This window comes from Actinokineospora inagensis DSM 44258 (assembly GCF_000482865.1).
Classification (GTDB): domain Bacteria; phylum Actinomycetota; class Actinomycetes; order Mycobacteriales; family Pseudonocardiaceae; genus Actinokineospora; species Actinokineospora inagensis.
On record NZ_KI519516.1, the window covers coordinates 306,022 to 318,111 of the forward strand.

The window sequence follows — 12,090 nt, forward strand, 5'->3', positions numbered from 1 at the left end:
CGTGCGAGCCTGCTCACGCTTCCCAACCCGTGGACGACGCCCCCGGGCGACGGCGCGTCGCGGGTCCGGGTCAGCCGAAGGTGACCGACCGGACGATGGTGGCGCCGATCGAGGCGCCGATGGACTCCAAAACCGACTGGTCGACCGGGCGGTCCACCCGCAGCAGCATCACCGCGTCACCGCCGGAGGTCTGGCTGATCTGCGCGGCGTCGATGTTCACCCCGGCCTCGCCGAGCAGGGTGCCCACGGTGCCCATCACGCCGGGGCGCTCCGGGTACTCCAGCAGCACCACGTTGCCCTCGGCGCGCAGGTCGAAGGACCGGCCGTGCACCTCGACCAGCTTCTCCACCTGGCCGAGCCCGGAGAGGGTGCCGCTGACCGTCACGACCGCGCCGTCCGGGTAGACCGCGCGCAGGGTGACCACGCTGCGGTGGTTGAGGCTCTCGCTCTCCTTGGCGACCTCGACCGTGACCCCCAGCGTCTCGGCCAGCCGCGGCGCGTTCACGAAGGTGACCTGGTCCTCGACGATGTCGGCGAACACGCCGCGCAGCGCCGCCAGCGGCAGGATCGAGACGTCCTCAGTGGACAGTTCGCCGCGGACGAGCACGGTGATCGAGGTGGGCGCCTTGCCGCCGAGCGCGGAGAGCACCAGGCCCAGCTTGTGCACCAGCGGCAGGTACGGGCGGACCTCCTCGCCGACCGCGCCACCGGCCACGTTCACCGCGTCCGGCACGAAGTCGCCCGCCAGGGCCAGCCGCACCGAGCGCGCCACGTCGGTGCCCGCCCGGTCCTGCGCCTCCTCGGTCGAGGCGCCCAGGTGCGGGGTGACCACGATGCCCGGCACGCCGAACAGCACGCTGTCGGTGGTCGGCTCCTTGCTGTAGACGTCCACACCGGCGCCGCCGACCTGACCGGAGCGCACCGCGTCGACCAGCGCGTCCTCGTCGATCAGGCCACCGCGGGCGGCGTTGACGATCAGCACGCCCTTCTTGGTCTTGGCCAGCGCCTCGGCGTTGATCAGGCCCTTGGTCTCGGGGGTCTTGGGCAGGTGCACCGAGATCACGTCGGCGCGGGCGAGCAGCTCGTCCAGCTCGACCAGCTCGATGCCCAACTGGGCGGCGCGCGCGACCGAGGCGTACGGGTCGTAGGCGATCAGGGTCGTGCCGAACGCGGCCAACCGCTGGGCGAACAACTGACCGATCTTGCCGAGACCGACCACACCGACCGTCTTGCCCCACAGCTCCACACCGGAGAACGAGCTGCGCTTCCACTGCCCCTCTTGCAGCGTCTGGTGCGCGGCCGGGATCTGCCGGGCGGTGGCCAGCAGCAGCGCGACCGCGTGCTCCGCCGCCGACACGATGTTCGACGTCGGCGCGTTCACCACCAGCACACCGCGGTCGGTCGCGGCGGGCACGTCGACGTTGTCCAGACCAACACCCGCTCGGGCGACCACCTTCAGCGTCTCGGTGGCCTTGAGCACCTCCGCGTCGACCTGGGTGGCGGAGCGCACCAGCAGCGCGTCCGCCTCGGCGACCGCGGCCAGCAACGCGGGCCGGTCGGTGCCGTCGACGTGGCGGATGTCCACCGCGTCACCGAACACCTCCAGCACGGACGGCGCGAGCTTCTCGGCGATGAGGACGACGGGGCGGCTCGAAGTGGTCACGCTGCGACTCCTGGGCTGAAAGAGCTTTGAGGGACGCGGTTACGACGCTGTAACCCGAGACCCTGAGCATAGGCCGGTCGCTGAACCGTTCAACCGCTGGGTGAGCCAGGTGACACGTTCCGATTAACCGCCGATCACCGGCGGCGCGGTGAGATCGCCGTTGCCGAACATCTCATCCGGATCGCCCTCCACCAGGTAGGCGGGCCGCTTCCGCGCGGAGTCCTTCGTGGTGGGCGGCTCGTCCGGTTCGGTGGCACGCGGCGGGAGCGGCGTGGTGCCCGTTGTGTACACACCGGAACCAGCCGGACCGAAACCCGCACCGGGGAAAGGCGCCGGGTGCGGAATGAGCGGTGGCGAAACAACGGAAAACGGGGGCGTTTGCTGGAGATTCGCGCGCGGCGGGGAGGGAATCTGAGGAATCGACGGCGGCAGCGGGGGGAATCCGGCGCCGGGCGCGGCACGGACGGGTTGGACCGGGGGGACCGGCGATTGACCCGATGGTGCGGGGCGGCCGGTGTTGGCGGGGGGTTGCCTGCCGGGCGGGTGGGCGCCCGTCCGACTGGGGGCGTCGGTTAACGCACCAGGGCGCGGGGGCGACGGCGGCCGATCCGCGGGAACCGGCCCGGGGCCGGACGGCGCCGGAACCGGGGCATGGCGGCCGGCGTGTGCCTGCGGCGGGACCGGCCGATGCGAACCGGTGCCGGAGGCCGCGTTCGGAGCAGGCGGCGAGACCGGGTGATGTGAACCGGTGCCAGGGCCAGCGCTCGGAGCAGGCGGCGGGACCGGGCGGTGCGAACCGGTGCCGACGGCCGCGTTCGGAGCAGGTAACGGCACCGGCCAATGCGAACCAGTGTCGGGGCCTGGGTTCGGAGCGGGCGGCCGGACCGGGCTGTTGAAGCTGCTTTGGGGCCTTTCGGCGAGTCCCGGCGGCGAGACCGGGTGGCGGAAACCGGTGTCATGGCCCGGGTTCGGTGGCGGGTGCGGCGAACCGGCGGCGGGGTTCGGGTGCGGTCTGGGGGGCGCTCCCGGGGGTACCGGCGTTCCCGGGGGCGGGGTGGCGCGGTGGGGTGGGGGCTGGATGGCCTCGGTGCGGGTGGTGTCGGGGGTGAGCGCCTCCGGGGGGATCCAGACGGCCGGATTGGCCGGGATGGCGAGGTCGCCCGAGAGTGAGGACCGCTCGGGTTGGGCGCCCTCCGCTGGGGTCACCACGGTTCGTCGAACTCGCCCGCCTTGGCGCCCTCGACGAAGGCGTCCCACTCCGATTCGGTGAACACGAGGACCGTGTCGTCGGGGCTGGTGTAGCGGGAGTTGCGCATGGCGATGTAGGTCTTGCCGTCGGTGTGCGGGACGAAGGCGATCTCGACGTACTCGCCGTCCGGGTCGGCGTCGGGTTCGGCGGCGCGCTGCCACTCCGCCTTGGAGAGGTCGAGGTTGCCGCGGACCTCGGCCTTGTCGTCGTAGATCGGTGCGCTCTCCATGGGGACTCCTCGCTGGGCCGGGGGCGGGTGCTGCGGGCACCAGGTATACCGCAGGGCATCGCACGCACCGTGTCGCGGGCGTCCCGTACCGGTCGCGGTGAGTAACGTTACCGCCGTGACCTCGTACTTCCAGCGCTACCTGCGTGGCGAGCGGGTGGCGGTGTGGGCTGAGCTGCGCGCGCTGGGCCCGGTCCCGGACGACCTGGCCGAGGACGTGGCCGCGGTGGCGGACGAGACGATGATCCGGGTGGCGCAACAGGTGGCGCGGATCGCGGCGGCGTTGCCCGAGCTCGATTGGGTGTCCGCGACCAGGGTGACACCGCACGACCCGCCGCACGAGGGCGAGCTCGAACTGGTCGACACGCTGGTGGAGAAGGTCGGCGGGCTGCCGTTCGCGCTGGAGGCGTGCCTGCGCCGGGTCGGCCAGGTGTCGTTCACCGGTGACTGCGAGGCGCTTTTCCTGAGCTACCACCGGGAACCGGTGCCCCGGGGGCAACCACCCGGCCCCGAGTACCCCGACCCGCTGTGCCTGGGCAACGCCTACGCGCTGAAGAACGACTGGGACGAGTACGGCGGCGTGCCGGGCTTCTACTTCGAGCTGGCGCCGGACGAACGGCTGAAGGCGAACGTCGACGGCGGCACCCACGACATCGAGTTGCCGTCGTCGGTGGCGGACCCGGTGGTGCGCGGGGTGGCGGGCAGCCCCGAGATCACCCTGGTGGAGTACCTGCGCCACTCCATCCGCTGGGGTGGTTTCCCGGGTTACTCGCACGCCCCCGAACTCGCCCCCGCGGTGCTGATCACATTGCAGGACGAACCGGACTTCTGAGGCGGGGAGGGGACCGGTGCGCGGTCCCCTCCCACACCGAAATCAGGCCGTCTCGGTGATCGGGCGGTCGACCCAGGACATCAGGCCGCGCAGCTTCGCGCCGGTCTCCTCGATCGGGTGCTTGGCGCCCTCCTCCTGGAGGCGGTGGTAGTTGGCGCGGCCGCTCTCGTCCTCGGCCACCCACTCGCGGGCGAAGGTGCCGTCCTGGATCTCGCCCAGGATCTTCTTCATCTCGGCCTTCACCGCGGGGGTGATGACGCGCGGGCCGCGGGTGAGGTCGCCGTACTCGGCCGTGTCGGACACCGAGTAGCGCTGGCGGGCGATGCCGCCCTCGTACATCAGGTCGACGATGAGCTTGAGCTCGTGCAGCACCTCGAAGTAGGCGATCTCCGGGGCGTAACCGGCCTCGGTGAGCACCTCGAACCCGGTCTGCACCAGCGCCGACGCGCCGCCGCAGAGCACGGCCTGCTCGCCGAACAGGTCGGTCTCGGTCTCCTCGGTGAAGGTGGTCTTGATGACCCCGGCGCGGGCGCCGCCGATGGCCGCCGCGTAAGACAGGGCGAGCGCCTGCGCGCCGCCGGTGGCGTCCTGGTGCACGGCGATCAGGGCGGGAACGCCCTTGCCGTCGACGAACTGGCGGCGCACCAGGTGACCGGGGCCCTTGGGGGCGACCATGGCCACGTCGACGTTGGCCGGGGGCTTGATCAGGTCGTAGCGGATGTTGAAGCCGTGACCGAAGAAGATCGCGTCGCCGTCCTTCAGGTTCGGCTCGATGTCCTCGGCGTAGATGAACCGCTGCTTGGTGTCCGGCGCGAGGATCATGATGAGGTCGGCCTCCTTGGCCGCCTCGGCGCTGGTGAGCACCCGCAGGCCCTGCTCCTCGGCCTTGGCGCGGGACTTGGAGCCCTCGGGCAGTCCGATCCGGACGTCCACACCGGAGTCGCGCAGGCTCAGCGCGTGCGCGTGGCCCTGGCTGCCGTAGCCGATCACGGCCACCTTGCGGCCCTGGATGATGCCGAGGTCGGCGTCGGCGTCGTAGAAGATCTCGACAGACATGGGGTGGGAACTACCTTTCTGGCGTTGTACTAAGGACTATCGAACAGCGGTGGCGGTGATGGACCTCGGGCCTCGGCCGATGGCGACCATGCCCGACTGGACCATCTCGCGCACGCCGTAGGGCTCCAGCATGCGCAGCAGGGCCTCGATCTTGTCGGCGGTGCCGGTGGCCTCGATGGTCAGCGCCTCCGGGGAGACGTCGACCACCTTGGCCCGGAACAACTGCACGGTCTCGAGCACCTGGCTGCGCACGGTGGCGTCGGCGCGGACCTTGACCAGCAGCAGTTCCCGGCGCACCGCGGCCGTCGACTCCAGCTCCACGATCTTGATGACGTTGACCAGCTTGTTGAGCTGCTTGGTGACCTGCTCCAGCGGCAGGTCCTCCACGGCGACGACGATGGTCATCCTGGACACGTCCGGGTGCTCGGTCGGGCCGACGGCCAGCGAGTCGATGTTGAACCCGCGCCGGGAGAACAGCCCGGCGACCCTGGCCAGCACGCCCGGCTTGTTCTCCACCAGGACGCTGAGGGTGTGTTTGGTCATCTCGGTCAGTCCTCGTCGAACAGCGGGCGGATGCCGCGGGCGGCCATGATCTCGTCGTTCCCGGTGCCCGCGGCGACCATCGGCCACACCTGGGCGTCCTTGCCGACCACGAAGTCGATCACGACCGGGCGGTCGTTGATGGCCATCGCCCGGTGGATCACCGAGTCGACCTCCTCCTTGGTCTCGCAGCGCAGGCCAGCACAGCCCAGCGCCTCGGCGAGCAGGGTGAAGTCCGGGATGCGGTGCTTGTGCGTGCCGAGGTCGGTCTGCGAGTAGCGCCCGCTGTAGAACAGGTTCTGCCACTGGCGGACCATGCCCAGGTTGCCGTTGTTGATGACCGCGACCTTGATCGGGGCGCCCTCGATGGCGCAGGTCGCCAGTTCCTGGTTGGTCATCTGGAAGCAGCCGTCGCCGTCGATCGCCCAGACGACCGTGTCCGGCCTGCCGAACTTGGCGCCCATCGCGGCGGGCACCGCGTAGCCCATGGTGCCCAGGCCGCCGGAGTTGAGCCAGGTGCGCGGGTGCTCGTAGCGGACGTGCTGCGCGGCCCACATCTGGTGCTGGCCGACCCCGGCCGTGTAGATGGCCTCGGGACCGGCGATGCGGCCGATCCGCTCGATGACGTACTGCGGGGACAGGGTTCCGTCGGCGGGCCACTCGTAGCCCAGTGGGAAGGTGTCCCGCCAGCCGCCGAGGGTCTCCCACCACGGCGCCAGGTCGGTGTGGCCGTTGGCGCGCTCGGCCTTCACCGCGGCCAACAGCTCGACCAGGATCTCCTTGCAGTCGCCCACGATCGGCACGTCCGCGCGGCGGTTCTTGGAGATCTCGGCGGGGTCGATGTCGGCGTGCACGATCGAGGCGTCCGGGGCGAAGCTCTCCAGCACGCCGGTGACCCGGTCGTCGAACCGGGCGCCCAGCGCCACCAGCAGGTCGGCCCGCTGCATGGCGCCGACCGCGGGGACGGTGCCGTGCATGCCCGGCATGCCCAGGTGCAGTTTGTGCGAGTCGGGGAACGCGCCGCGGGCCATCAGCGTGGTCACCACCGGGATGCCGGTCAGCTCGGCCAGCTCCAGCAGCTCCGGCGCCGCGTCCGCCTTGATCACGCCGCCGCCGACGTAGAGCACCGGGCGCTTGGCCGCGCACATCAGCCGGGCCGCCTCGCGCACCTGCTTGCCGTGCGGGCGGGTGGTCGGCCGGTACCCGGGCAGCCGCAGCTCCGGCGGCCAACTGAACGAGGTGGTCTCCTGCAGCACGTCCTTGGGGATGTCGACCAGGACCGGGCCGGGGCGGCCGGTGGCGGCCAGGTGGAACGCCTCGGCGATGGTGCGCGGGATCTCCACCGGGTCGGTGACCAGGAAGTTGTGCTTGGTGATCGGCAGCGTGATGCCGCAGATGTCGGCTTCCTGGAAGGCGTCGGTGCCGATCAGGCCGCGGGTCTGCTGGCCGGTGATCGCCACGATCGGCACCGAGTCCATGTTCGCGTCGGCCAGCGCGGTGACCAGGTTCGTCGCGCCCGGCCCCGAGGTGGCCATGCACACGCCGACCCGGCCGGTGGCCTGCGCGTAGCCGGTGGCCGCGTGCCCGGCGCCCTGCTCGTGCCGGACCAGCACGTGGCGCAGCTTCGTCGAGTCCAGCAGCGGGTCGTATGCGGGCAGGATGGTGCCGCCCGGAATGCCGAAGACGATCTCGACCCCCACCGCCTCAAGCGAGCGCACGAGCGATTGCGCTCCGGTCACCCGGACGGGGGTCCCGGTCGGCGGCGCAGGCTTGGGGCGGGCAGGCTGCGCGGTGGCGGACGCCGTCCCAGGGTTCGCTGCGGCCGGGGTGGGCCGCGATGTTGCGCTGGTCATCGTTCTGCCTCGTGGGTCGAAGGTGATCGCGTGGGGCTCTTGCTGCTCGGGTGCTGCTCGGGCTCGTGCTGCTCGGGTGGGGGGCGATTGTTGGGAAGTCGGACTGTCGGTGGTGCGAATACGGGCCTGGACACGAAAAAACCCCCGTCGACCACGGATGGGTCGATCGAGGGTCGCGCGTTCGATGCGTCAGGAACCTCCGTCAGCGTCGAACGCGCGGCGGAAGTACGAGAATTGATCGGACTGGCACGACGCTGACGCTAGTGCGTTCGGGGTAGAGCGTCAACTCTGCGGGACGGTGCTCCCGAATGGTGGACGCCAATCTGGGACCCGAGGGCCGTCCGCCGCGACCGCGGGTGCACCATCTGAGCACGCACGAAACCATGTCAACCAGCCCCGTGACGTGGCCTGCCAAGCCGGGAACGATGCCGGGTGGGGACGTGGGGGTGGGTGGTGGGAGGAAATGAAACAGTGTCTGAGCAGCCTCTTGTCCCGTCCAGGCTTGTCTTCCGGATTCCGGGGGTCGCGGTCTTGGCCGCGCTCCTGTTCGCGATCTGCGCCACACCGTTCGCGTTCGCCGCGCCGGGGCTGGTCGCGGTCTACGTGATCCCCATCGCGAGCGTGGTGTGGGTGTTACGCGTGCGCACGACCGCGACCACCGACGGTCTGGTGGTGCGCGGCGTGATCGGGTCGCGGTCGCTGCCGTGGACCGGGCTCAAGGGCCTGCGGCTCACCCCGCGCGGCGGAGTCGTCGCGGTGGCCGAGGACGAGACCGCGGTGCCGCTGCCGAACGTCCGGGTCCGCCACCTGCCCGCGTTGTCCCTGGTCAGCGGCGGCCGGTTGACCGACCCGACGGAACTGCCGCGGCCGGAGGACAACGTCGCGCCGGAGGACGAACCCGCGGTGGCGGCAGAGGACGCAGGGCGTCCGGCCGCGACACCGGAGTAACCTGGTCGGCACCGCCTCCCCACTGGTCGACGCCCCACCCCGCGGCGTGACCGGCAGCACCAGACCACCCCCGCGCGCGAGTCGCGCACCGAGATCGACACTTGGAGGAGCCGTGCCCGCGCTGCGCTCCCGCACCACCACCCATGGCCGCAACGCCGCCGGGGCCCGCTCGCTGTGGCGGGCCACCGGAATGACCGACAGCGACTTCGGCAAGCCGATCGTGGCGATCGCCAACTCCTACACCCAGTTCGTGCCCGGCCACGTGCACCTGCGCGACCTCGGCGACATCGTGGCCGACGCGATCCGCGCCGCCGGTGGCGTGCCGCGCGAGTTCCACACCATCGCGGTCGACGACGGCATCGCCATGGGCCACTCCGGGATGCTGTACTCGCTGCCGTCCCGGGAGATCATCGCCGACGCGGTCGAGTACATGGTCAACGCGCACCAGGCGGACGCGCTCGTGTGCATCTCCAACTGCGACAAGATCACCCCGGGGATGCTGAACGCGGCCATGCGGCTCAACGTCCCGGTCGTGTTCGTCTCGGGTGGACCGATGGAGGCGGGCAAGGCGGTCGTCGTCGGCGGGGTCGCGCACCCGGCCAGCGACCTGATCACCACCATCTCCGCCTCGGCCAACAGCGCCGTCGACGAGGCCGCGCTCGGCGAGGTCGAGCGGTCCGCGTGCCCCACCTGCGGCTCGTGCTCGGGCATGTTCACCGCGAACTCGATGAACTGCCTCACCGAGGCGCTCGGGCTCGCGTTGCCCGGCAACGGGTCCACGCTCGCCACGCACGCCGCCCGCCGGGACCTGTTCACCCGCGCGGGAACCACCGTCGTCGAGCTGTGCAAGCGGTGGTACGAGCAGGACGACGAGTCCGCGCTGCCCCGCTCGATCGCCACCCGCGCCGCGTTCGAGAACGCGATGGCGCTGGACATGGCGATGGGCGGGTCGACCAACACGGTGCTGCACATCCTCGCCGCCGCCCAGGAAGGCGAGATCGACTTCACCCTCGCCGACATCGACGCGATCTCGCGGCGGGTCCCCTGCCTGGCCAAGGTGTCGCCGAACTCCGACTACCACATGGAGGACGTGCACCGGGCGGGCGGCATCCCGGCCATCCTGGGCGAACTGTGGCGGGCTGGGCTGCTCAACGAGGAGGTCACCTCGGTGCACTCCCCGTCGCTGGCCCAGTGGCTGTCCGAATGGGACATCCGCGCCGAGTCGCCCGCCGCCGAGGCCGTCGAGCTGTTCCACGCCGCGCCGGGTGGAGTCCGCACCACGCAGGCGTTCTCCACGTCGAACCGGTGGTCCTCACTGGACACCGACGCGGCGGCGGGCTGCATCCGCGACCGCGCGCACGCCCACACCGCCGACGGTGGACTGGCCGTGCTGCACGGGAACCTGGCCGAGGCGGGCGCGGTCATCAAGTCCGCGGGCATCGACGAGGACCTGTTCGTCTTCCAGGGCCCGGCGCGGGTCGTGGAGAGCCAGGAACAGGCCGTGTCGGTGATCCTCGGCAAGCAGATCCAGCCCGGCGACGTCCTGGTCGTCCGCTACGAGGGTCCGGCCGGTGGCCCCGGCATGCAGGAGATGCTGCACCCCACCGCGTTCCTCAAGGGCGCGGGCCTCGGCAAGAAGTGCGCGCTGATCACCGACGGCCGCTTCTCCGGCGGTTCATCGGGGCTGTCCGTCGGCCACGTCTCGCCGGAGGCGGCGGGCGGCGGCACCATCGCGCTGGTCGAGGACGGTGACCAGATCCGCATCGACGTGCACGCCCGGTCGCTGGAGTTGCTGGTCGACGCCGATGTCCTGGCCGAGCGCCGGGCCAAGATGGAGGCGGGCGAGCGACCCTGGCAGCCGAGGGACCGGGTCCGCCCGGTCACCAACGCCCTGCGCGCGTACGCCCGGATGGCCACGGACGCGTCCACCGGCGCCGTCCGCGACCCCAACCGCTGACGCACATGACAAGGGGCCGGGTCAGTCGACCCGGCCCCTTGTCATGTCAGCGGATATCGGTGGGGGTCAGCGCAGGACGACCAGGGTGACCACGCTCGCGGCGGCCGCCAGGATCAGGAAGACGAAGCCGAAAGCCGGTGCCCGGCGGAACCACGGCGTGTGGTTGTCCAGCGACGCGCGGCCCGCGCCGGTGAACAGCAGGGTGAAGGCGGCCGCGGCGTAAATGGCCTGGATCTCGACGCCGCCCGCGAACAGGTTGACGTCCACCCGGATCCAGATGGCGTTGGCCACGATGGCCAGCACCGCACCCGCCGCCGCCGGGGTGAACAGGCCGAGGATGAGCAGGGCGCCCGCGGCGAGCTCGGTGATGCCGGTGACCCAGGACAGGATCGTGGCGTGCTGGAAGCCCAGGGCGGAGAGCACGTGCCCGAAGCCGTCGATCCCGGCGCCCTCGAACAGGCCGAACACCTTCTGCAGGCCGTGGCCGAGGACCAGCGCGCCGAGCACGACGCGGAGCACGAGCAGGCCGAGGTCGGCGCCGACGTGCCAGGTGTGCGGCGCGCGGTCGAGCACCTCCTCCCGGCGGTCCGGGTCGTCGTCGTAAGAGGTGGTGTTGGGGCGGGGGAGCGCCGCGGTGGTGCCGCCGCTGTACGCGTCGGCGCCGCCGGTGGTGGGGGTCGTCGGATAGGTGCTCTCCGACGGCGTGAAATAGCCGCTGTCCGCGTATCCGCCGCTCTGCCTGGGGCGGTCGTCTTCGGTACTCACGCCCGCACAGTAAGCGATCGGTCAACCCCCTGCCGATCAACCTGGTAGATCAACCTAGTAGAGGCCGCGCACCAGGTTGTCCGGCTCGTCGCCGCGGACGAACTGCTCGATCTGGTTCGCGACGACCCGGTACGCACGGTCGTGCACACCCGTGCAACTACCCGCCACATGCGGCGTGAGCAGCAGTCCCGGCGCGGACCACAGCGGGTGTTCGGCAGGCAGCGGCTCCGGGTCGGTGACGTCCAGCGCCGCCCGCAACCGCCGCGAGGTGAGCTCCTTCACCAGGGCGTCGGTGTCGACAACCGGCCCGCGAGCAGCATTTACCAGAACCGCGTTGTCCCGCATCCTGGACAGGAATCCCGCGTCGACCAGGTGGTGGGTGGCGTCGGTCATCGGGACCATCAACACGACGGCGTCGTGGTGTGGCAGCAACTCCGGGAGCTCACCGACCCCGCGCACGCCGTCACGCGCGGCGTTGGCGACCATGGTGACCTCGGCGTCGAACGCGAGCAGCCGCCGCTCCAACTGCCGACCCAGGTCACCGGCCCCGACCACGAGCACCCGCTTGTCCTGCAAGGTCTCCGTCTGGTGGAACGACCACGCCCGGTTCGCGCGGTCCCGGTCGAACTCGCGGATCTCCCGGTAGATCGCCAGCAACGCGGCCATCGCCCACTCCGCCGTGCTGCCGCCGTGCGCGCCGGTGCAGGTCGAGAGCAGGACGTGCTCGGGCAGCTTCCCGATCCACGCCTCGGCGCCCGCGGTGAGCAACTGCACCATCCGCAGCTTCGGCAGGCTCGCCACCAACCGCACCTTGTCGGCGGACAGGAAGGTCGGCACCAGGACCTCGGCCTCCTGGGCCTCCGGCGGCAGGTTGTCCGGGTCGTACCGGACGGCCAGCACGCCGTCGAGGGCCGACAACGCCGCGACCCCGTGCTCGTCGGGGACCAGAACCGTGACAGTCACGGCTCCACCCTACGGGCGGGCCACCGCCGAGGTGGTCG

Annotated in this window: 11 protein-coding genes; 3 read left to right on the forward strand and 8 right to left on the reverse strand. The window is 71.3% G+C overall.

Translation table 11 applies throughout. The annotated features are described in order from the left end of the window. Positions 1–70: 70 nt before the first annotated feature. The 3 genes from serA to H504_RS0127530 all read right to left on the reverse strand — a co-directional run bounded on the left by serA (position 71) and on the right by H504_RS0127530 (position 3,141). Positions 71–1,663, reverse strand: coding sequence for a phosphoglycerate dehydrogenase (gene serA / locus H504_RS0127520; RefSeq protein ID WP_026425415.1), 1,593 nt, complete (start codon positions 1,661–1,663; stop codon positions 71–73). 123 nt (positions 1,664–1,786) lie between these two features. After that, entirely contained in the window at positions 1,787–1,954 is a 168-nt protein-coding gene (locus tag H504_RS41665; RefSeq protein WP_157440658.1) for a hypothetical protein, read from the reverse strand. A gap of 911 nt (positions 1,955–2,865) precedes the next feature. Further along, the gene (locus tag H504_RS0127530; protein ID WP_026425416.1) at positions 2,866–3,141 is read right to left on the reverse strand and encodes a DUF397 domain-containing protein; all 276 of its coding nucleotides are present in this window, start codon (positions 3,139–3,141) and stop codon (positions 2,866–2,868) included. A gap of 115 nt (positions 3,142–3,256) precedes the next feature. Between H504_RS0127530 and H504_RS0127535 the strand changes: the two genes are divergently transcribed. Continuing rightward, positions 3,257–3,970, forward strand: a complete 714-nt coding sequence (locus H504_RS0127535; RefSeq protein WP_026425417.1) for a hypothetical protein — start codon at positions 3,257–3,259, stop codon at positions 3,968–3,970. A 42-nt stretch (positions 3,971–4,012) separates the two neighbouring features. Here the strand turns inward: H504_RS0127535 and ilvC are convergent, their stop codons facing one another. From ilvC to H504_RS0127550, 3 genes are read right to left on the reverse strand one after another with little or no spacing between them, the layout of a single operon-like run. After that, on the reverse strand, positions 4,013–5,026 hold the full coding sequence (ilvC, locus tag H504_RS0127540; RefSeq protein WP_026425418.1) for a ketol-acid reductoisomerase: 1,014 nt from the start codon (positions 5,024–5,026) through the stop codon (positions 4,013–4,015). Between the two features lie 36 nt (positions 5,027–5,062). Beyond that, entirely contained in the window at positions 5,063–5,569 is a 507-nt protein-coding gene (gene ilvN, locus H504_RS0127545; RefSeq protein ID WP_026425419.1) for an acetolactate synthase small subunit, read from the reverse strand. 5 nt (positions 5,570–5,574) lie between these two features. Then, a complete protein-coding gene (locus H504_RS0127550; RefSeq protein WP_035306342.1) occupies positions 5,575–7,419 on the reverse strand; it encodes an acetolactate synthase large subunit in 1,845 nt (614 codons plus the stop codon). A 471-nt stretch (positions 7,420–7,890) separates the two neighbouring features. Here H504_RS0127550 and H504_RS37295 point away from each other — a divergent pair, with 471 nt between their 5' ends. Both H504_RS37295 and ilvD read left to right on the forward strand, forming a co-directional pair. After that, positions 7,891–8,367: a PH domain-containing protein gene (locus tag H504_RS37295; protein WP_035306345.1), complete on the forward strand. Its 477-nt coding sequence runs from the start codon at positions 7,891–7,893 to the stop codon at positions 8,365–8,367. A 112-nt stretch (positions 8,368–8,479) separates the two neighbouring features. Next, positions 8,480–10,324: a dihydroxy-acid dehydratase gene (gene ilvD, locus H504_RS0127560; RefSeq protein ID WP_026425421.1), complete on the forward strand. Its 1,845-nt coding sequence runs from the start codon at positions 8,480–8,482 to the stop codon at positions 10,322–10,324. 66 nt (positions 10,325–10,390) lie between these two features. Here the strand turns inward: ilvD and H504_RS37300 are convergent, their stop codons facing one another. Together H504_RS37300 and H504_RS0127570 are read right to left on the reverse strand one after the other, a co-directional pair. Continuing rightward, entirely contained in the window at positions 10,391–11,089 is a 699-nt protein-coding gene (locus H504_RS37300; protein WP_051386315.1) for a DoxX family protein, read from the reverse strand. A 54-nt stretch (positions 11,090–11,143) separates the two neighbouring features. Continuing rightward, entirely contained in the window at positions 11,144–12,052 is a 909-nt protein-coding gene (locus H504_RS0127570) for a 2-hydroxyacid dehydrogenase (RefSeq protein WP_026425422.1), read from the reverse strand. Between the last annotated feature and the right edge of the window lie 38 nt (positions 12,053–12,090).

Bases quoted from the DNA above. Each gene is read 5' to 3' on its own strand.
- H504_RS0127530 (WP_026425416.1), bottom strand. From the start codon at position 3,141: ATGGAGAGCGCACCGATCTACGACGACAAGGCCGAGGTCCGCGGCAAC.
- ilvC (WP_026425418.1), bottom strand. From the start codon at position 5,026: ATGTCTGTCGAGATCTTCTACGACGCCGACGCCGACCTCGGCATCATC.
- ilvN (WP_026425419.1), bottom strand. From the start codon at position 5,569: ATGACCAAACACACCCTCAGCGTCCTGGTGGAGAACAAGCCGGGCGTG.
- H504_RS0127550 (WP_035306342.1), bottom strand. From the start codon at position 7,419: ATGACCAGCGCAACATCGCGGCCCACCCCGGCCGCAGCGAACCCTGGG.